This window comes from Peptoniphilus obesi ph1 (assembly GCF_000311865.1).
GTDB lineage: Bacteria > Bacillota > Clostridia > Tissierellales > Peptoniphilaceae > Peptoniphilus_E > Peptoniphilus_E obesi.
This window is the reverse complement of sequence record NZ_HE978580.1, coordinates 457,422-478,992: the sequence shown is the minus strand read 5'-3', so window position 1 is coordinate 478,992 and position 21,571 is coordinate 457,422. Positions and strand designations below refer to the sequence as shown.

The window sequence follows — 21,571 nt, the reverse complement described above, 5'->3', positions numbered from 1 at the left end:
TAGGAGAAAAAAATGCCTTTAATAATACCAAAAGATCTTATTAGCGAAAGTGTTTTAAAAGAAGAAAAAATATTTACAATGGACCAAGAAAGAGCTGATAGCCAAGATATCAGACCTCTAAAAATTGCAATTGTAAATCTAATGCCAAAAAAAGAAGAAACAGAACTTCAATTAATAAGAGTTCTATCAAACACAGCCCTACAAATAAATATAGACCTAGTAAGAATGAGAAGCCACAATCCAAAAAACACTTCTCACAAGCACCTAGAAAAGTTTTATAAGACATTTGATGAGATAAAAAACACAAAATATGATGCCATGATATTTACAGGTGCACCAGTGGAACTTTTAGACTATGAAAAGATTAAATATTGGTCAGAATTAAAGGAAATTTTCGATTTTGCAAAAGAAAATGTATTCTCTACAATGTTCATTTGCTGGTCAGCTCAAGCAGCCCTTTACCACTACTACGGAATTAAAAATGATTTTGTAGATAAAAAGATATTTGGGGTATATGACTTTGAAAAACTTCAAGATGACAAGCTAGTTAAGGGTTTTGATGATGTATTTTCAGTTCCACAATCAAGATGGACCTATGTAGATGAAAAAGAAGTAGAAAAACATAAGGATTTAAAAATAATATCTTCAAGACCAGACACTGGCGTTGGAATAGTAACAACAAAAGACAATAGACTTATATTTTCATTTGGGCATTGGGAATATGACAGAGATACCTTACACAATGAATATATAAGAGACCTTGCTAAAAACAAGGATATACAAATTCCAAAAAATTATTATTTTGATGATGATATCAACAATAAAATTATGATGAAATGGAAGGCTGCTGGCAACTTATTTTTCTCAAACTGGATAAACTATTGCGTTTACCAAGAAACTCCTTACAATATAGAAAATATAAAAATTAAAAATGTATCTAAATTTGGTGGATCATCACTTTCAGATTCTAGTCAATTTACAAAAGTAAAAAATATAGTCAATGATGAAAAAAGAGATGTTATAGTCGTTTCAGCACCGGGGAAAAGAGATATAAGAGATTTCAAGGTAACTGACAAATTGCTTGATATATATAAATACAAAAGTCAAATAAATTTCTTAGAAGATAGTTTAAAAGAAATAAAAAAACAAATAAAAGATACAAGAAAACACTTAGAAAAAACTAATAAGCAGGCAAAAGATCGTTTTGAAGAAATAGCTCTAGAATTAAAACTTGATAAAAAGACAAACACTGATATAGACATTACCTTTGATGATATTTACGATTCTGATTCTAAAGACTTTATCTTGAGCAGGGGAGAATATTTAAATGCAAAACTTATGGCTAAATACTTAGATTATAAATTTTTAGATGCAAAAGATTTAATATTCTTAGATAAAGACGGGAAATTAGATAAAGAAAAAACTTATAAAAAAATAAGAGAAAATATCAAAAAAGGTGAAAAAGTTGTAGTTCCAGGATTTTATGCAAGGGACAATAAGGGAAGAATTGTCACATTTGCAAGAGGTGGATCAGATTATACAGGATCAATAATAGCAGGGGCATTGGATGCTGAAGTCTATGAAAACTGGACAGATGTTGATGGGATAATGACGGATGATCCAAATAAAAATAAAAATGCAAAAAAATATAATAATTTGAGTTACACAGAACTAGATGAAATTATAGATTCTGGAGCCAGAGTTTATCAAAAAGATGCAATAGAACCAGTTAGGGATAAAAACATTACCATTAGAGTCTTAAATACTAATAATCCTGAGGGAAGCGGGACAGAAATTAAAGACTAAAGCTGGGAATTAAAAGATAATTGGGCATCAAAAATATTCATGATAAATTTGTAAAATATATTTTATTTAGAAAGAAAAGTATAAATATATTTTTAATAAATAAAAATTTATTATTGACAATATTTTTGAATTAACATATAATATACCAAGTGGTTAGGTAATAACCATGAAAGAGGAGAAATACTCAAGAGGCTGAAGAGGCTCCCCTGCTAAGGGAGTAGGGCTCATTTAGGGTCGCGAGGGTTCAAATCCCTCTTTCTCCGCCAATGGTGAGGGCCTTTAGCTCAGTTGGTTAGAGCGCCCGGCTCATAACCGGTAGGTCTGGGGTTCAAGTCCCTGAAGGCCCACCATTTGCCCAGATAGCTCAGTCGGTAGAGCAGAGGACTGAAAATCCTCGTGTCGCTGGTTCGATTCCGGCTCTGGGCACCACAAAGAACTTACTTTTGTAGGTTCTTTTTTTATTGGGGAATGCAGTATTTGTGCGATTATTAGTGAGTATTTTTTGGGCTTAAACCTTCTAAGGTTTGAGCCCTTATTTTTTTGTTTCAAGCCTTCTATAAAAAGAAGAATTAAATATGGACAACGATTATGGAGAAGTTATCGTTGCTTTTGTTTTTGGAATGGGTTATCACATTTTTTATGTGGTTGGTTATTCTTTGGTATTAATTACATTTTATTTATGGATTCCTTATTTTTAAAAAAATCATAACAAGCCTTTATAGCCTTTATAAAAGTAAAAGAAATTACTAAGAGAAGGATATGAAGTGCATTTTTGCAATTGATATGAAGAACCTGCTAGAGTGCTGAGATTTTATCAGAAATCTTAAAAACAGATTTCGCTATAAATAATGAGCTTCTAAATTATAATATTAGAGATTTTATAGAAGATTTTGAAAAAGATAAAATAAATATTATCATCAGTCACGAACCATTTATATCCACATGGATAAAAAATTCTTACAAGGTTAATGTCATTATTTCAAGAGAATCAATCCATAAGCGTGAGTTAGATGAAAATTTACAGGGAAAACTCTTAGGAAGTTTTAAAGAAGGTGGATTCAATCCTGTCTTTTTAGTTTTATCGCTGATAAGTGAAAATTGGAATTTATAAATAATAAAATGTAGAAAAAATTTCTTATTAAAGATTATTTAAATTTATATTTAAAATAAATTAAATACTTATAAATATAATTTGATCTAGCTATTCTACTAAAAATTAAATAAATAATTGATAATAGTTAAGGGTTCTTCCAGTTCTCTAGGATGATAATTATTTATTTTGAATATTTAGTTTGTCTGCCAAGAGTTTTTAAATTTTATTAAATATATTTTAGAAAAATCATTGCAAAAATTTGCAAAAACTATATACTATAAGTTGATAACTATTATTAATTGATATTAATTAACGAAATACATTTAATTAATGTAATTTTCAAAAAAATATAAATACCTTTTAATATTACGAAGTTATTAATAAAAATAAATAGAAAGGATTATTAAAATGAGTATAAAGAAGATTTCTGGATATGTTTCTGCTATTGTAGGTCTTTTATTAATGCTTGCACCAAAATTTATAACACCCGTTTGTCCCCCTATGGAAAATGGGATGTTTATGAAATGCCATTGGATGGGAAATATGACTATGGGTATTGGTGCAGTCATTTTAGTGTTAGCAATCATTTTTATTATGGTTAAAGATTCAAAAATATCTTTAGGATTATCTATTTCAAATATAGCAATTGGTATTTTAGAGATACTAAACGATCATGTGCTTATTGGTGGATGCATGAAAGCTGATATGGCATGCAGAGCAAAAACCATTCCATTTTGCACATTGTTGTCAGGAATATTGGTTTTAGTTAATATTTATTATTGCATGAAAGAAAGACATTCATAATGAAATCAATAATTAAAACTGAAAATTTAAGTAAGAGTTTTAAAAGAGGGTCTAATACACTCTTTGCAGTTAGAAATGTAAACTTTACCCTGAATGAAGGGGAGTTTGTCAATATAATTGGCAGGAGTGGTTCTGGAAAGTCAACTTTTTTAAATCTTTTGTCTGGTTTATTAAAACCGACTGAAGGTAAAGTTTTTGCTAAGGGCAAAAATATAAGTGATTTTTCGGATAGAGAAATTAGCAAATATAGGAATGAAATCATAGGTTTTGTGCCACAAAGCCTAGGAACACTTCCAAATTTAAATGTTTTAGAGAATGTGTCTCTTCCTTATTATCTATTTAAAAGAGATGAATCTGCTTATGAAAAAGCAGCCATGCTCCTCGATTTGATGGGAATTTTGCATCTGAAGGATGATTTTCCTAAAAATTTATCTGGAGGAGAGCTAAAAAGAGTGCTGATAGCCAGATCTATGATTAATTCGCCAGAGCTTTTGATTTTAGATGAGCCTACAAGTGATTTGGATAAAAATACTACTATAGAGATAATGGATTTATTAAAAAAAATAAATTCTAAAGGTACTGCACTTATAATAGTTACTCATGAGCTTGATATTCTAAAATACGGTAATACACTTTACCAAATGGAAGATGGAAGTTTAATAAAGAAAGGGGGATAGAGATGAATTTATTAAAGAAAAGGACTAGCGTTTTTTTTGCAATGATGGTAATCATGATTAGCCTCACTTTTACGCCTGCTTTTGCAGCAGAAACTAAGTATGCTAATTGGGTTGAAGTCGCTGATGCTATGTCAGAACATTTAGAAAAAGCTGTGGAGGTTTACAAGCCTGGAGATAAGGATGCTAAAAAAGCAGCCACAGATGCAATTAACGTAGCTTACTTTAAATTCTATGAAAAAATTGGATTTGAAAAAACAACGATGTCTGCAATTTCAGGACAAAGAGGTTCAATGGTTGAACATCAATTTTACAAAGCAAAAAATTCTATCAAAGAAGATGCAGACCCAAAAGAAGTTAAAGATGAAATTGATGCACTTATAACTTATCTTCATGAAGATGCACATACTCTTGATGGAACCTCTGGAGATTCTAAATCCAGCGGTCAAAGCCAAGAGGATGCAAATAGCCTTTCAACAGGTCAATTGATGGGAGAGTTGCTAAAAAGATTTGGTACATTTTTTGCAGTTCTTGGACTTACACTTCGTGAAGGACTTGAAGCCATTTTGGTTGTAGCTGCCATTGCTGCATATTTAACAAAGACTAATAATAGAAATTATTTAAAAGGTGTATATATTGGAGCCTTGCTAGGTATTGTTTTTTCAGTGGTCCTAGCTGGAGTATTCAATATCATCGCCAATACAGTGGGAGAAGTTGAGTCTGGAATGGGACAAGAAATATTCGAAGGAATTGCGATGTTTCTTGCCGTTATCGTACTATTCTATGTATCTAATTGGATGCTTTCTAAATCTGAAGTTGAAGTTTGGAATAGATATATTAAAAATAAAGTTGAACAATCTGTTTCCAAGGGTAATTATTTTGCCTTATCTTTCACTTCATTCTTAGCAGTAGCAAGAGAAGGTGCAGAACTTATTTTGTTCTTCCAAGGTATGAGAACAAGCATTTCTGAAAACCCAATGCATATGTGGATTGGACTTTTAGTTGCTGCCATAATACTTGCAATTGTATATTATTTAATTGCTAAAGTTTCTGTAAGGCTACCATTAAAACCATTCTTTACATTTACTTCTTGTCTAATGTTTATACTTTGCTTGTCTTTCTTAGGAAAGGGCATAGGAGAATTACAAGAAGCAGATGTAATTGGCAGAACTGTAGTTTCTTGGATGAATGGATGGTCTGCTGAAGCTATAGGAATATACGATAGGTATGAAAACCTTATTCCACAAATTATTCTATTAGTAGTAACCATTGTTTCTGTTATATATCAAAATAATAGAAACAAAAAAATTAGAGCTGAGCTTGAAGCCAGCCAAGAAAAAAATAGGAGGGTATTATGTTTAAAAAGAAAAATTTATTTCTTATTGTTATGACGCTTGTGTGTGCATTAATGTTTACAGCTTGTGGTAAAAAAGAAGATACAAATGCTAATAATACAGCTAATACTTCTACTGAAGAAAAAGCACCAGCTGAAGAAAACAAAAAAGAAATGGGAGATGCAAAAGCTGCAGCTCCAGGAGAAGATGCAGGATTTGAAGAATTTCCAATTGGTGATGATCATACTGAAGGACCTTTAGTAATCTCAGGTGTATATTTCCAACCAGTTGATATGGAACCAGCAGGAAACTCAATTCCTAAAGAAGAAGCTGATTGCCATATTGAAGCTGATATTACAGCATCACAAGAAGGTGCTACATTAGGTTATGGTGTTGGTGACTTCGTTCCATGGTTACAAGTAAAAGCTTATTTACAAAAGCAAGGTTCAGACCATGTTCAAGAAGTTGCATTCATGCCAATGAACGCATCTGATGGTCCACACTATGGTGCAAATGTTAAATTTGACGAAGGTGTTGGCGTTTATAATGTAAAATTTGAAGTTACTGCACCAGGTAATGACTACTTACTACACGTAGATAAAGAAACTGGTGTAACAGGTAGATTCTGGACAGAACCACTTGTTGCAGAATGGAATGACTTTGAATGGAACGGACCACAATGGTAAAGTTTTGAAAATTTTTAATATTTATAAGGGGAATTCACGTTCCCCTTATATACCTTTATGGGGGTGAAATTATTTTAAAAATTTTTATTAAAGTTATGGAGGCAGGAATAGCCTTTTCTCTAATGATTTCTTTAATGCTTGCCTATTATACAACTAAAGAAAGTAAATATAAAAAGTATGTTGTTATAATTTCTTTAGTTTTAGGGATAATTGCAGCAATTGTTTCAATAATTATAAGAAATATACCTAATTTTATTAATAGAACAGAATTGAATTTCTTGTCTATGGTACCCATAGTTATCTCGGTATTTTTAATATTAATTTTTATGATATTTGAAGATAAGATAAATGCTAAAATTTATGATAATTTCATTTCAGCATCGGTTGTTGTTTATCTTGTAGGAATTTGTTTTTATTATTTACCATATGTATTTAACCAATCAAACAAATTTGTATATTATGGAGAAAGTGCTGTTTCAACAATTGTGCTTTTTAGGATTTTAGGCTTTGTTTTTGGAATAATAATGATGATTTTATCAGGGCTTGCCATATACAAGTCTTCAGTCAAACTTGAAGGTAAAAACTTAAAGATTGTAGTTTTTTTTAGCTTGATATGCTCGGGTATCAGCCAATTTAATATCATAGTTCAAAGATTTTATTCTAAAGGGATTATTCCTAGGAATGTTAACTTTTTTAGAGTTATTGCATTTATAGCTAATCATGAAAATGTGTTTTTATTTGTAACAATGTTAATTATGATAGCTATTCCAGTAATTTTATATAAGCAAAATATTAAAGTTGATGAAGATTATAGCAATAAGGCTCAGTTAAGAAAAATAAAATATAGAATGAAGAATAAAAGACGTTGGGCAATTTTTTTCCTTGTCGTTTTATTTATTAATACTTTTTCACTAACGGTTGGAAAGGCATATGCTAATAAGGAACAGGCCCTTTCACCACCTGAAGATTATCAAACTGAAAATGGAATGATTGTTATTCCTTTAAGTAGCTTAGAGGATATGCATTTGCACAGATATTTGTATAAGGCAAAAGATGGTGTAGAATTGAGATTTTTCTGTATTAAAAAATCAGAAGGTTCCTATGGAGTTGTACTTGATGCCTGCGAGATATGTGGTCCATCTGGATATTTTGAAAGAGGCGATGATGTTATTTGTAAGCTGTGTGACGTTGTAATGAATAGAGGTACAATAGGTTTTAAGGGTGGATGTAACCCAATACCTTTTCCATACATTGTCCATGATAAAAAGATAAAGATTGAGCCAAAAGATCTTGACGCATTGTCTTATGTATTTAAGTAGGAGGGCTTATGTTTTGGAGAATAGTTAAAGGAGCACTTTTTAGACAAAAAGGAAAGATGGCTCTTATTGCATTTACAGTTGCCCTTGGAGCTTCTCTTGCCACTTCAATGTTAAATACTATGCTCGGTGTTGGAGATAAAGTTAATCAAGAATTAAAGACGTATGGAGCAAATATTAACGTATTGCCTAAGGAAGCTTCCCTTCTTGATGATTTGTATGGCATGCAAGAAAAAGAGGGGCAGGTTCAAAAATATTTAAAGGAATCAGAACTTCCTAATATTAAAACTATTTTTTGGGCTTACAATATTGTAGACTATACGCCATATCTTAACACTTGGGTTTCTTGTAATAATGATTCTAAACATACTAAGATGGTAGGAACATGGTTTAATAATCATATGGATTTGCCTACTGGAGAATCAGTTGAAACTGGTATGATTAGACTTAAAAATTGGTGGGAAGTTCAAGGCGAGTGGCTATCAGAAAATGATAGCGATTCAGTTATGCTTGGAAAGATTTTTGCAGATAGAAATGGATTTAAAGTTGGTGATGAAATCCAACTAAAAAGTAATAATTTAGACAAAAAATTAAAAATTAAGGGTATTTTCTCATCAGGTTCTGATGAAGATGCATTTATATATTCTACTTTAAAAACAGCACAAGAATTTGCTGGAGTTACTGGAGTTGTAAATAAAGTTGAAGTATCAGCTCTTACTACACCAGACAATGACTTAGCAAGAAAGGCTGCCAAAAACCCACTATCTTTAACTATTAAGGAATGGGAAGTATGGTATTGTACAGCTTATGTTTCTGCTATTTGTTATCAAATAACAGAAGTAATGACTGATTCTGTAGCTAAGCCAATTCGTCAAGTTGCAGAAAGTGAAGGAGATATTTTAAATAAGACTACTCTTCTTATGGTTTTAATTACAGTATTAACTTTGATTGGTTCAGGACTTGGTATTTCTAATCTTATTACAGCATCTGTAATGGAAAGATCAAATGAAATTGGACTTCAAAAAGCTATAGGAGCGTCAAATGGAAGAATAATTGGTATAATTCTGGTGGAAATAATTTTGACAGCGATATTTGGAACAGTTATAGGTTACGGAGTTGGTCTGCTACTTACTCAGATTATTGGTCTAACAGTTTTCGGCTCAGCAATAGCTCCAACAGCTATGGTAGTTCCCATTGTAGCAATCCTTATTATTCTTGTTACAATATTGGGTTCAATACCAGCTATAAGATACCTCTTGAATTTAAATCCAACGGAGGTACTACATGGAAGGTAAACAAAGTAAAAATAAATTTTATTTAAAAATGATAATGACTTCCTTGGCAAGAAGACGTGCAAGAATGTTAACAGCACTACTTGCTATAGCTATGGGAGCAACAATTCTTTCAGGGCTTGTTACTATTTACTATGATATTCCTAGACAAATGGGTAAGGAATTTAGGTCTTATGGTGCAAACATGTTGGTAATTCCCACTAACCCTGATAAAAAAATTACCAATGAACAGTTAGATGAAATTAAATCGTTAATTCCATCAGGAAAGCTTGTCGGTCAGGCACCCTATATTTATACAAATGCAAAAATTAATGAACAACCTTATATGCTTGCAGGTACAGATTTAAAGGGAGCGAAAGAAAATTCTCCATACTGGCTTATTGATGGTTCATGGCCTGAAAAAGCTAGAGAAGTTTTAATAGGCAATGAAGTTTCAAAGGCTTTGGAATTAAAAGAGGGAGATAAAATTATTATAAATACTCCCAAAGTTAATGGAGAAGGTTCTATAGATACTAATTTTGTTGTTTCAGGAGTTGTAACAACAGGTGGTAAAGAAGAAGACCTAATTTTTATGAGTATTGATGATATTTCACAGCTTGTTAAAGATAAAAATTTTGATGTCGTAGAATATTCAATAGAAGCTGAACAAAATGAACTTTCAAAAATAGTATCAAATATTTCACAAAAGGATGCATCTCTAACTCCACAAATGGTAAAAAGAGTTACCGCCTCACAAGATATAGTTTTGAATAAATTACAAGCTCTTGTCTTCATTGTAACAATAATAGTATTATTCATAATGATGATATGTGTATCCACAACAATGATGGCAGTTGTAACTGAAAGGCGTAAAGAAATAGGTCTTAAGAAAGCTTTGGGCGCCACAAATTCGTCAGTAATAGTTGACTTTTTAGGTGAAGGAGCATTTTTGGGGGTTTTTGGTGGACTTTTAGGTGTTGCATTAGGATATATATTTGCCAATAGAGTAAGTATTTCGGTATTTGCTAGAAAGGTAAGCTTCTTGCCTCTTTTAGTACCTATGACAATTATTGTCTGTATAGTAATAACTATAGTTGCATCTTTAATACCGGTATCTAAAACTGTTGATATTGATCCAGCTTTAGTGCTTCGTGGAGAATAGAAAGGAATTTTATGGATATATTAAAACTTGTAGATGTTTCAAAAATTTATGGTGAACTTAAAGCCCTTGACAAAATCAATTTAAGTGTAGAAAAGGGCGAATGGATTTCTATAATGGGTCCATCAGGTTCTGGTAAAACAACAATGATGAATATTATTGGTGCCATGGATAAACCTTCATTTGGCGAAGTTATTTTGGATGGTGAAGATATAGCAAAAAAATCACCTAAGGAATTAACAGTTATTAGAAGGGATAAGATAGGACTTATTTTCCAACAATTTCATTTAGTTAATTATTTAAGTGCTTTGGAAAATGTAATGATGTCACAATATTATCATTCTATGCCAGATGCACAAGAAGCAATGGAAGCTTTGGCTGCAGTAGGTCTTGCTGAAAGAGCCAAGCACTTACCTAACCAATTATCAGGTGGGGAACAACAAAGAGTATGCATTGCTAGAGCTCTTATTAATCATCCTACAATACTTTTAGCCGATGAACCTACAGGAAATTTGGATGAAAAGAATGAATATATAGTTCTTGACATATTTGAAAAACTTCACAATGCAGGATCAACAATTATTGTTGTAACTCACGACCCTGAAGTCGGTGAAGAATCTGAAAGAATGATAACTCTTGAACATGGTAAAATTACAAAAGAAGAAAAAATGAAAAGAAAAAGACCAGTTCTTGATTCTGTAAAAAAAGATGAAAAGCTTAAGGAGTTTATATGAGAAAAATTTTAAATGTATTAATAATTTTTTCTTTGGGGATTGTCCTAGTTGCTTGTGGAGGAGATAAAAAAGAAGAAGCCATAAGTGTAAGCTATAAGGACGGCACATATCAAGGAGAATCTGCCAAGGATGAAAGAGGAGGACTTGTAAAGGTTGATATAACCGTTAAAGATAGCAAGATTGAATCTTGTACAATGCAAAACATTGATGGAGATGGAAAAGAAAAGGATGAATCTTATGGACAAAGTCAAAATGAAGGACTATATAAGATTGCCCAACAAGCTATAAATCTTGCAAAGTCATACCCAGATATATTAGTGGAAAAAGGAAGTCCTGAAGGAGTGGATGCTATTTCAGGGGCAACAGAAACTTACAAGCAATTTATAGAAGCTTGTGATAATGCTCTTGCTGGTGCAAAATAATGAAAGATTTATACACAATTAATTTAGCAAAAAAGAATATAGAAAATAAGAAGACAAGGTCAATTACCTTGATTTTTCTTGTAGGAATTTTAACTTTTATTTTATTCATGTCATCATTTATAATTTTTTCTCTTAAAAATGGCATGAAATCTTTATCCGATAGGATGGGAGCAGACATTATAGTAGTTCCAGAAGGTTATGATTCTAAAATTACAGGTGCAATATTAAGGGGAGAACCTAATACATTTTTTTTTGACAAGGATATATTAAATAGAGTAAAAAAAATACCTGGCGTAGAAAAAGCTTGTGGCCAAGTTTATCTAGCTACACTTTCTGCTGGATGCTGTTCTTTTCCCATTCAAGTTATAGGAATTGACTTTTCTGATGACTTTAGCGTTAAACCTTGGCTTGAAAAACAGATCAAAACTCCAATTAAAGCTGGGCAAGTTGTTGTAGGCGCTAACATTGTGGGGGATATTAATCATAAGGTTAAATTTTTTAATCAAGAATTTGAGATAAGAGGTAGGCTTGCAAAAACTGGCATGGGTTTTGATAGTTCAGTTTTTATGACAATAGAAGAAACTCATAGATTAGCCGAGGAATATGAAAAGATAATTAATCATCCAGCGGCAAAAAAAGATGATATATCTTCTATTTTAGTAAAAGTTGAAAAAAACAAAGATCCAAAAACAATTCAAAAACTTATTAAAGAAGAATTTAAAAAAGAAAAAGTGTATCCTTTATTGCCAAAAAAAATAATGACAGAAGTTTCAGATTCAGCAAAAAACATGCTTGTATATGTGTATATATTGATAGCTTTAATTTGGATACTAGCTTTCTTTATTTTAAGTCTTGTAAATACCTTATCAGTTAAGGAAAGGAAAAGAGAATTTGCAACCATAAGGATATTAGGAGCAACAAAGAAAAAACTCAGTGAATTAGTTCTTATTGAATCTATGCTAATTAATGGTACAGGTGCAGTCATAGGTTCTGTTGTTTCCTTTGTTTTAAGTATAACTTTCAATAATGCATTTTCATCACTTTTGAATATGCCTTTTTTAAGACCGAATATATTCCTTATGATTTTAATGTTAATAATAGTAATAATTTTGGGAACATTGTTAGGACCAATATCTTCAATTATTGCTATTAATAAAATGAATAAAGAAGAATTACTATTGATGCAAAGAGATAATGATTAAAATATAGAAATTTTAAAGGGACTGTCTTAAAAGATGGTCTCTGATTTTTTTTTATTAGAAATTAGTATTATCTTAAACATGAATTAGTATAAATAAATTATAAAATTTAAAAATTAATATGCTACTTTTCTATAGACGAATTGAGAAATAGAAAATTTATGCTCATTTTCATGGGGTGAGTTATAAAATATGCTAGAGTATGTAAAGTAAAAATTATTTATACTAGAGAATTTTAAAGCTTATAATATTTTATGAAATTCTTTTGCAATTCAAAATATTATAAATTTTTTATAAAATAAAAAGCCACTTTGATAGTGGCTTTTATTATTTATATTCACTTATATCTTCGACAGTTTCTAAAGTACCAATGTAGTTTCCATTATCATAAATTGCTAGATACTTGACTAAGATGTCCCTGCCTTTAATTTTTCTACATACTACTAGACGGTCGCGTTTTTTATTTTTAAAATCTTCTAGTAAGTTCTTTACAATAGGAACTACCTTTGGTGGATGACATGAAGTAACATCTCTTCCAAGGCAAGATTTTGGTCTTGGGAAAATTTTATTTTCGCCTTCAGAATAGTATCTAACTATGTCATCTTTGTCTATAAATGTTAGTTCTGCATCGATAGTTCTAAAAATTTGAATTGCTTCTTTAGCTGTCAAAGATCCAGTTTCAAAATTTAAACTTGTAGAATTTTCGTTTTTTATTTTTTCTTTTTCTATATAGTCCTTCCAAATTGGAATATCTCCAAGAAGATCAAGTCCGTATTCGCTTAGGTCAGCATAAATTTTATTCCATTCATCTTCTGTAAAGTTGTCTTTTAAAATAGGGAATAAGATATTTTCTTCTTTATAGATCATCTCTTCAACTCTATTTAAAACTTGTTCTAAATCTTTTTCATCATAGCTTTTAGATTTTACAATCTGTGAAAGAGATTTTCTTATTTCATCATCCACTCCCCACATAACATCGCTAGGACCATTTATTTTATATTTTGTTTTTAAAAGAGGATAGATAAGTCCAGCCTTCTTGCCGTAATGAGAATTTATGGCTAGAAGTTTTTTTATTTCAGGCAATTTATCTTGACTATTTTTTATATTTTCAACTAGATTTTTTATTTCTTTATTTTCTAAAGATAAGATATTTAAGGGATGACCAGGCACTTTTTCTAAGTCCTTGCCACTTTGGTCAATAATATCTTGGTCATGAAATAGGGCAGAATGGATATCGCAAAGTTTTTGAACTTTTTCAAGCGGAACTCCACCAAGTATAAGGGATTGTTCTGCTTCCATAATTTCTTCGGAAGAAACATCTTTAAAGTTTTTTACAAAGTCTTTTCTTACTTCTTCAAGATCTTGTCCCTGACTAAGTCTTTGTATATAAGATTTTAAAAGTTCGAGTCTATCTTCTTTGTTGTTTTCTTTATTTTCGCTCAAGTTTTCTTCTAAAATATTTTCTTCTTCATTAGAGTTTATTCCTGAGTTAAGGACTTCAAAACCTTCGTCTTCTAATTTTTTTACAATCTTTCCCAAATCTATATTTTTTATAAGAGAACCCTTTTTTAAAGTTACTACTTTTCCGACTGTGGAAAGGGCAGTTGGATTCACTATTTCAGTAAAGCCTAAATCCGTTAAAATATTTTTAAGTTCTGGATATTCTTCAACTAAATTTGCAACAGGTAAGTCTAAATTTATTTTTTTCATTGTAACCTCCTAATATAATTGATATTATACATCATTTATCGGCCCTTAAAATATAAAAATAAATAAAAATCTTATTCTTTTATCATATAAGAAAATCTATACATATAAAAAAGACTGTAGAAAATATTCCACAGTCTTTTTATCAATGTTTTAAAATTTAAAAGATCAATAATTTAATCTCATTCACTTGCGAAGTTATCGAAATAACCAGATATGAAAACTACAGGAGTTCCCTTATCGCCAGAACCAGAAGTTAAATCAGCAAGTGATCCTAACAAGTCTGTAATTCTTCTTGGAGTGGTTCCAAGATTAGCTTCAGGGTTTGAATAGTTTTTATTATTGATTTTTTGTTTTAATAAGGATTCAGCTTCTTCTTTTGACATATCTGAAAGCTCTGTATCGGCTATATATTTAATCTTTAATTCATGAGGTGTTCCAACAAGTCCATCAGTGTGGGCAGGGGATACAACTGGGTCAGCTAGTTCCCAAATTTGTCCAACAGGATCTTTAAAAGCACCATCTCCATAAATCATAACTTCAACTTGTTTACCAGAATAATCTATAAGATTTTTTTGAACTGCCTTTACAAATTCATCTCCATCACGAGGGAAAAGCTTAACATAGTCATGGCTTGACATATTGCTTCCCAAAACACCATATTCTTTATTAAAACCTGAACCATCAACAGGTTCGTTAAGTATATCATCTAGTCCATATACTGTGTTAGCACCTGCATCTTTTAATTCAACCTTAACTAAGTCTCTAGTATGGATTGAGCAAACACAGATATCTTTTGTATAATTTAAAATTGTTTTAGGATCATTAGAAAAATGAACTTCACTATTTGGAGCAATTTCTTTATATAAACTTACATAATCGATACCAGTAAATTTATGTTTTACTTCTTCTCCGAAGATTTCTCTATATTCTTTTTCTTCTAGAGTATCAGAATATGGATTTATGTGTTTGATATAAAGTAGTTTTCTATCCATTAAATGGTTACCAACTTCATCAGATGGATAAGATAAAAGTATGTGTAATTTTTTACCAGTTAATGCAAATGCTTTAAGAATTATAGAAAATCTATTTCTACTTAGAATAGGAAAAACTAGTCCTATTTCATCGCCAGTATATTTTTTCTTAATATCTTCAGCAATTTGTTCAATAGTAGCATAGTTTCCTTGTGCTCTTGCAACAAGTGATTCTGTAACCGCAATTACATCTTTATCTTTAAAAGCTATATCTTCAGATTCAACAGCTTTAATTACAGAATCTGTGACAATTTTAACTAGATCATCACCTTTTTTTACTATTGGGGTTCTAACACCTCTAACAACTGTACCAAAATATCTTTGCATTAATTTCCTCCTAGTTTGTATAAACCTTTTTCACTTAAAAAATAGTCCAAAGGCTTATCATTAGAATCATGTACTACATTTTTAACTAACTGTTTGTCATAACCTATTCCCATCTTTAGGGGATTATTTGTCAGACTAGCAAAAAATTTATCATAAAATCCTCCGCCATAACCAATTCTGTATCCAGCTTTATCAAAGGCAAGACCAGGTGTTACTACAAGGTCGATTATATTAGGATCAACTATATCGTAATCTTCCTTGACTGGCTCTAAGATTCCCATGTAATTTTCTTTGAGATCATCAAAAGAATGTAAATGAGAAACATCCATTAACATAGTTTCCCTATTTACAATAGGTATATAAATATTTTTTCCATCTTTTAATGCTGTCTTGATAATTTCATGAGTGTGGATTTCTTTTTTGTAGCTGACAAAAATAAAAATGTTTTGACTGTTTTTGTATAGGTTTAGATCTAAAAAGTTTTTTGAAATTGATTTGTTCGCTTGGTCAATGTAGTCTTGATTCAAGTCATTTCTTTTTTTAACATAAGAGATCTAAAATCTTTTTTATTCATATAATCACTCCACCGCTAATATTATACACTAATATTGAAAATCTTGAATAAAAAATTTATATAATTTTAAAAAATGTAAATTCTTTAGAAATGTGAAGATTTAAGTAATAGACTTGTATTTTGTAACCGTTCTGTAATATAATAATTAATTGATAATGAAAGGAAAAATATATGATTCAATTTGAAAATGTTTTTAAAGAATATTCAAATGGTGTAGTAGCCGCATCGAATATAAATTTTAAAATTCCAAGTGGGGATTTTGTATTTCTTGTAGGTCCTAGCGGAGCTGGTAAGTCAACTTTAATTAAATTATTAATTAGAGAAGAACAAGTAAGCAGAGGTAGGATTTTACTAGATGGAGAAGATATAACTAAATTAAGAAAATCTCAAATACCAAAGCTTCGCAGAGATATATCTGTTGTATTTCAAGATTACAGACTATTAGATAAGAAAACTGTTTTTGAAAATATTGCTTATGCCTTAGAAATTCAAGGAGAAAGTAAGGCTAATATCAAAAAAGCAGTTGATGAAGTTTTAGAACTTGTAAACTTATCTAATAAAGCAAATGAATATCCAGACCAATTATCAGGTGGAGAAAAGCAAAGAGTTTCTATAGCAAGAGCAATAGTAAACAATGCACCTGTTTTAGTTTGTGATGAACCAACAGGAAATCTAGATGAAGAAACCGCATGGGATATAATAAATGCCCTTATTAAAATTAATAAAAAAGGTATAACTGTAATAATGGCAACTCATGCTGTAAATATTGTAAATGATATGCAAAGGCATGTTATCAGTTTGGCTGATGGTCATGTGGTCAAAGATATAGAAAAGGGTGGATATTATGAAAATAATTCGCCAAATAATTAATGTAATTAAAGAAGCATTTTTAGGTATTTTTAGAAATTCTGGCATGTCTCTTATATCTATTGTATCTATAGGTTCAATGCTAACTTTATTTGGCTTTGTTTTTATCTTAGTATTAGGAATAAATTCAACAGTTTATCGCTTGGGAGATGAGTTAGATAAGGTTGTTGTATATTTAGAAGATAATGTTTCAGCAGATCAAGTTAATGATTTGATAGATGTTTTAGCGAATGATAAAAGAGTAAAGGAAGTAAACTATACTTCAAAGCAAGAAGCTCTAGAAATTTTTAAAGAAAGCTTTGGGGAAAATTCTGATATTTTAAATTCGGTAGAAGAAGATACCCTACCAGCCTCTTTAGATATATCTCTAAAAGATTTATCTTATTCTAAAGAAATTGCAGGCATGCTAGAAGGTCGTGAAGAAATCGAAAAAATCGACTACCACTATGACCTAATAAATAAGATGATAAATATCGAAAGAGGCGTTAAGTATATTGGATATGCAATAGTATTTGTCCTATTTTTAGTTTCAGTTGTAATAATACATAATACAGTAAAAATTGGAGTATCAAATAGACAAAGAGAAATAAATATAATGAAATATGTAGGAGCTAGTGATTTATACATAAGGAGTCCATTTTTAATAGAAGGAATTATTTTTGGAATCCTTGGAGCTTTGATAGCTTTTGCCATAGTTTATAATGTTTATTGTTATTATTATGGCAGAGTAGATGGTTTTATACAAAATTATGGAATAAATTTATTGGATCCTAAAAGTATTTATCAAAATGTTTCAGTTATATTTTTATGCATAGGTATAGGTGTTGGTTACTTAGGTTCACTACTATCAACAGGAAGGTTTTTAGATGTTTAATTTTAATAATAAGAAAACTAAATTGACAGTTGCTGCCCTGTCCTTGTCTTTGCTTTTGCCAGCAACGGTAAATGCTGGAAGTTCCCAGCTAGAAAAACAAAGACAGGAAAAAATAAATCAAAAGAGTAAACTTCAAGATCAAATCAAATCAAAAAAGGCAGTAATCGATAATACACAAAAAGATGTAAATAAGGTTAATTCAGAAATAGCAGACCTTGATAAGCAAATAAATAGTCTTTCAAGCAATATAAATTCTCTTCAAGTAAAGATTAATGACTTAAATAGTCAAATATCAAAAACTCAAGAAGAACTTGATGAGGCGCAAAGAAACTTAGATGAGAAAAAAGAGCTTTTCCAAGAAAGAGTAAGAGCCATGTATATGAATAGCAGGGCATCTTATTTAGAAGTTATATTAAATTCAAAAAGCATGGAAGACTTGATAAGAAATAATGAAATTATTGTTTCAATTTCTAGTGCTGATAGGGAGCTTGTTGAATACATAAAAGAGCAAGTTGGCATAATCGAGGCTAAAAAGGCAAGTCTTGAGAAAGATAAAAAACAATTGGACATAGCAAAAGCTAACTTAGTTAGTGAAAAGCAAAGTTTTGAACTTGCAAATGAAGCAAAAAAACAATATATGGCAAGCTTAGAAGCAAATATCGATGCATATAGGGCAGAGTTTGACAAGGCACAAGCAGACTGGGCAAGTCTTGATAGTGAAATTATTAGATTACAAAAAGAAATTAGCAAGGCTAAAGAAAATGAGAGAAAAGCAAGCATGCAAGCAAGTAACCCAGGTAATTTTCAAGCACCAAAGAATATAGCAGCAGCTCCAAGATCTCAAGGTGCTTTAGTTTGGCCATTGCCGGGCTATACTAGTATATCTTCTCCTTTTGGATATAGGTATCACCCAATTTTAAAAACTTCTAAATTCCATAGCGGAATAGATTTACCAGCTCCAACTGGAACATCAGTTGTTGCTGCAAAATCAGGCACAGTAATTATGTCGAAGATGATGAGTGGTTATGGAAATGTAGTTATGATTGATCATGGAGATATAGTTACAGTTTATGCACACAATTCAAGTTTAAAAGTTTCCGCAGGGCAGCATGTAAATGCAGGAGATGTAATATCACTAGTAGGATCCACAGGTCTTTCTACTGGACCCCATCTTCATTTTGAAGTAAGAGTTAATGGAAAGCCAGTTAATCCGTTAAATTATGTATAGGAGGAGACTATGAAGAAAAAAGTACTAATAAGTATCTTAGTCCTACTATTGCTAGTTGGAACCAACCTTTTCACTGCACTTTCTCTAACTTATGGAAGAAGTGGAGTAGAAGAAGAAAGTATTAAAATAAAATACCTAGAAGATTTTGTAAAAAAATATTATTTATATGATGTAGATGAAGATGATTTTGAAGTTGGAAAATTAAAGGGAGTTGTTGCTTCACTTAATGATCCATATTCAGAATATTATACAAAAGAAGAATATAAAAAGCTTATGGAATTTACTACAGGTAAATTTTATGGCATAGGCGTAATTATAACCAAGGGAGAAGACAATTTAATAACTGTAATTTCTCCAATAAAAGATTCACCTGCATACAAGGCTGGAATTCAAGCACAAGATAAGATAATAAAAGTAAATGGAAAAGAATTCACAGCAGATAGTTTGACAGAGGCAACTGAAATCATGAAGGGAGAAAGAGGGACAGAAGTAGATATTACAATCTACAGACCTTCAACCGGAAAAACGAAAGATCTTAAAATAAAAAGAGATGAGATCAGCATAGAAACAGTTATTTCTAAAAAAATCGATGACATAGGTTATATAGGAATAACAAGTTTTGATGAAAAAACTGCTGATGAATTTAATACTCAATTAGATAATCTTTTAAAACAAAATATAAAATCTTTAATAATTGATTTAAGAGGAAATCCAGGAGGCATAGTTGATACTGCTGCAGAAGTTTGCGATAGAATCTTGCCAGAGGGAAAAATTGTTTATGCCTTAGATAAAAATAAAAATAAGGTATTCGAATTTGATTCAGATCCACAAAAATTAGATCTTCCAATAGCTGTTCTTATAAATGAAGGATCAGCATCAGCATCAGAAATAGTTGCAGGAGCCATAAGAGATTACAAGGCGGGAACTATTATAGGGAAGAAAAGTTTTGGAAAAGGCATAGTTCAAACAGCAAAACAATTCCCAACTGGAGATGGAATAAAACTTACAACATCTGAATACTTTACACCGAATGGAGAAAATATTCATAAAAAAGGAATTAAACCAGACATAGAAGTGGACTTGCCAGAAGATATCAAGGGTATAGGATATGAATATTTAGACACAGATTTACAATTACAAAAAGCAATAGAAATATTAAAAGGAGAAAGTTAATCTTTCTCTTTTTTAATAAAATAGACTTAAGGGGAGGAAATTATGGATTACTATAAAGAAGCACTTAAAAAACACCAAGAATGGAAGGGGAAAATTCAAACATCTTTGAATTGTAAAATAGAAAATCAAGAAGATCTTTCAATAGCATATTCGCCTGGAGTAGCTGAACCTTGTAAAGAAATAAAAAAAGATAAAGAAAATGCCTATAAATATACTTGGAAGGGAAATGTTATAGCAGTTGTATCAGATGGAAGTGCTGTGCTTGGACTTGGAAATATTGGATCTCAAGCAGCCTTACCAGTTATGGAGGGAAAAGCTGCCTTGTTTAAGGAATTTGGAAATGTAAATGCAGTTCCAATAGTTTTAGACACTCAAGACTCAGAAGAAATTATAACTTGCGTAAAAGCTTTTGCTCCAAGTTTTGGTGGAATAAACCTTGAAGATATATCTTCTCCAAGATGTGTTGAAATAGAAAGAAAACTAATAGAAGAATTAGATATCCCAGTTTTTCATGACGACCAACACGGAACAGCAATTGTTGTTACAGCAGGATTAATAAACGCTCTAAAACTTGTAAAAAAAGATTCTAAAGATTGTACTCTTACAATCTCTGGAGCAGGTGCTGCAGGATATTCAATAATAAAAATGATAGAAAATATAGGCATAGAAAATATATATTGCTTTGATTCTAAGGGAATATTAAACAAAGATAATTATGAAAATTATAATTTTGTAAAAAAAGAAATTGTTGACATAACAAATAAAAACAATGAAAATCTTAGTCTGGAAGAAGCTATGAAAAAATCTGATATTTTCATTGGAGTATCTACTGCAGGGATTGTTACAAAAGAAATGGTCAAATCAATGAAAAAAGATCCAATAATATTTGCACTTGCAAATCCTGAACCAGAAATCTCTTACCAAGATGCGGTTGATGCAGGAGCAAGAGTAGTTGCAACAGGAAGATCAGATTTTCCAAATCAAATCAATAATGTTTTGGCATTTCCTGGTTTGTTCAAGGGAGCATTAAAAGCATCTGCTACAAAAATTACTGAAAACATGAAAATGGCAGCAGCTCTTGGAATAGCAAACTCGATAGAAGAAAAAGAAATAAATGAAGAATTTATAATTCCTAATATATTTAAAGAAGGTTTATCTGATTTAGTTGCTAAAAAAGTAGAAGAACAGGCTATAAAAGATAAAGTTATAAGAAATAAATAGTAAAAAAAAGAAACCGACATGAAATTTTACCTCATGTCGGTTTTCTTATCTTTAAATATTATAGGTAA

The 21,571-nt window shown here is 30.8% G+C and carries 19 protein-coding genes and 3 tRNA genes; 19 read left to right on the top strand and 3 right to left on the bottom strand.

Translation table 11 applies throughout. From position 1 onward, the window contains the following. The first annotated feature begins 12 nt into the window (after positions 1 to 12). The 14 genes from HGPB_RS02130 (at position 13) to HGPB_RS02065 (ending at position 12,501) form a co-directional block, all read left to right on the top strand. Entirely contained in the window at positions 13 to 1,806 is a 1,794-nt protein-coding gene (locus HGPB_RS02130) for a homoserine O-acetyltransferase/O-succinyltransferase family protein (RefSeq protein WP_019132035.1), read from the top strand. 174 nt (positions 1,807 to 1,980) lie between these two features. Next, a tRNA-Ser gene (locus tag HGPB_RS02125) sits at positions 1,981 to 2,072 on the top strand. Between the two features lie 7 nt (positions 2,073 to 2,079). Then, a tRNA-Ile gene (locus HGPB_RS02120) sits at positions 2,080 to 2,156 on the top strand. 3 nt (positions 2,157 to 2,159) lie between these two features. Then, positions 2,160 to 2,235, top strand: a tRNA-Phe gene (locus HGPB_RS02115). A gap of 1,072 nt (positions 2,236 to 3,307) precedes the next feature. Then, positions 3,308 to 3,703 (top strand): DUF4418 family protein, encoded by a 396-nt coding sequence (locus HGPB_RS02110; protein WP_019132033.1) that lies wholly within the window; start codon positions 3,308 to 3,310, stop codon positions 3,701 to 3,703. Then, complete coding sequence (locus HGPB_RS02105; RefSeq protein ID WP_019132032.1) at positions 3,703 to 4,380, top strand: ABC transporter ATP-binding protein; 678 nt, start codon at positions 3,703 to 3,705, stop codon at positions 4,378 to 4,380. Before HGPB_RS02110 ends, HGPB_RS02105 begins: the two co-directional genes overlap by 1 nt. A gap of 2 nt (positions 4,381 to 4,382) precedes the next feature. After that, positions 4,383 to 5,768, top strand: a complete 1,386-nt coding sequence (locus HGPB_RS02100) for an FTR1 family iron permease (protein WP_019132031.1) — start codon at positions 4,383 to 4,385, stop codon at positions 5,766 to 5,768. Then, positions 5,732 to 6,397: an iron transporter gene (locus HGPB_RS02095; RefSeq protein WP_019132030.1), complete on the top strand. Its 666-nt coding sequence runs from the start codon at positions 5,732 to 5,734 to the stop codon at positions 6,395 to 6,397. Before HGPB_RS02100 ends, HGPB_RS02095 begins: the two co-directional genes overlap by 37 nt. Before the next feature lie 95 nt (positions 6,398 to 6,492). Beyond that, the gene (locus HGPB_RS02090; protein WP_019132029.1) at positions 6,493 to 7,716 is read left to right on the top strand and encodes a DUF2318 domain-containing protein; all 1,224 of its coding nucleotides are present in this window, start codon (positions 6,493 to 6,495) and stop codon (positions 7,714 to 7,716) included. A gap of 8 nt (positions 7,717 to 7,724) precedes the next feature. Then, entirely contained in the window at positions 7,725 to 9,008 is a 1,284-nt protein-coding gene (locus HGPB_RS02085; protein WP_019132028.1) for an ABC transporter permease, read from the top strand. Beyond that, positions 8,998 to 10,146 carry an ABC transporter permease gene (locus tag HGPB_RS02080; protein ID WP_019132027.1) on the top strand — a complete coding sequence of 383 codons (1,149 nt, stop codon included), beginning with the start codon at positions 8,998 to 9,000 and terminating at the stop codon, positions 10,144 to 10,146. The genes HGPB_RS02085 and HGPB_RS02080 overlap by 11 nt, the downstream gene beginning before the upstream one ends. Before the next feature lie 11 nt (positions 10,147 to 10,157). Then, positions 10,158 to 10,877 (top strand): ABC transporter ATP-binding protein, encoded by a 720-nt coding sequence (locus HGPB_RS02075; protein WP_019132026.1) that lies wholly within the window; start codon positions 10,158 to 10,160, stop codon positions 10,875 to 10,877. Continuing rightward, positions 10,874 to 11,299: an FMN-binding protein gene (locus HGPB_RS02070; protein ID WP_019132025.1), complete on the top strand. Its 426-nt coding sequence runs from the start codon at positions 10,874 to 10,876 to the stop codon at positions 11,297 to 11,299. The genes HGPB_RS02075 and HGPB_RS02070 overlap by 4 nt, the downstream gene beginning before the upstream one ends. After that, positions 11,299 to 12,501, top strand: a complete 1,203-nt coding sequence (locus HGPB_RS02065; RefSeq protein WP_019132024.1) for an ABC transporter permease — start codon at positions 11,299 to 11,301, stop codon at positions 12,499 to 12,501. The genes HGPB_RS02070 and HGPB_RS02065 overlap by 1 nt, the downstream gene beginning before the upstream one ends. A 324-nt stretch (positions 12,502 to 12,825) precedes the next feature. Here HGPB_RS02065 and HGPB_RS02060 read toward each other — a convergent pair whose 3' ends face one another. From HGPB_RS02060 to HGPB_RS02050, 3 genes are all read right to left on the bottom strand, one after another. Further along, positions 12,826 to 14,208 (bottom strand): DUF438 domain-containing protein, encoded by a 1,383-nt coding sequence (locus tag HGPB_RS02060; protein WP_019132023.1) that lies wholly within the window; start codon positions 14,206 to 14,208, stop codon positions 12,826 to 12,828. Positions 14,209 to 14,387: 179 nt separating this feature from the next. Further along, positions 14,388 to 15,566 carry a coenzyme F420-0:L-glutamate ligase gene (locus HGPB_RS02055; protein WP_019132022.1) on the bottom strand — a complete coding sequence of 393 codons (1,179 nt, stop codon included), beginning with the start codon at positions 15,564 to 15,566 and terminating at the stop codon, positions 14,388 to 14,390. After that, positions 15,566 to 16,120, bottom strand: coding sequence for a 5-formyltetrahydrofolate cyclo-ligase (locus HGPB_RS02050; RefSeq protein WP_036738020.1), 555 nt, complete (start codon positions 16,118 to 16,120; stop codon positions 15,566 to 15,568). The genes HGPB_RS02055 and HGPB_RS02050 overlap by 1 nt, the downstream gene beginning before the upstream one ends. A gap of 191 nt (positions 16,121 to 16,311) precedes the next feature. On the opposite strand from HGPB_RS02050, the gene ftsE reads away from it, so the two are divergent. The 5 genes from ftsE to HGPB_RS02025 are packed head-to-tail and all read left to right on the top strand — an operon-like array spanning position 16,312 to position 21,503. Then, complete coding sequence (ftsE, locus tag HGPB_RS02045; protein ID WP_019132020.1) at positions 16,312 to 17,010, top strand: cell division ATP-binding protein FtsE; 699 nt, start codon at positions 16,312 to 16,314, stop codon at positions 17,008 to 17,010. Beyond that, positions 16,985 to 17,881, top strand: coding sequence for a permease-like cell division protein FtsX (gene ftsX, locus HGPB_RS02040; RefSeq protein ID WP_019132019.1), 897 nt, complete (start codon positions 16,985 to 16,987; stop codon positions 17,879 to 17,881). Before ftsE ends, ftsX begins: the two co-directional genes overlap by 26 nt. Beyond that, positions 17,874 to 19,109, top strand: a complete 1,236-nt coding sequence (locus HGPB_RS02035; protein WP_019132018.1) for a murein hydrolase activator EnvC family protein — start codon at positions 17,874 to 17,876, stop codon at positions 19,107 to 19,109. Before ftsX ends, HGPB_RS02035 begins: the two co-directional genes overlap by 8 nt. A 9-nt stretch (positions 19,110 to 19,118) precedes the next feature. Continuing rightward, on the top strand, positions 19,119 to 20,282 hold the full coding sequence (locus tag HGPB_RS02030; protein ID WP_019132017.1) for a S41 family peptidase: 1,164 nt from the start codon (positions 19,119 to 19,121) through the stop codon (positions 20,280 to 20,282). Positions 20,283 to 20,324: 42 nt separating this feature from the next. Further along, a complete protein-coding gene (locus HGPB_RS02025; protein ID WP_019132016.1) occupies positions 20,325 to 21,503 on the top strand; it encodes an NAD(P)-dependent malic enzyme in 1,179 nt (392 codons plus the stop codon). Positions 21,504 to 21,571 lie beyond the last annotated feature (68 nt).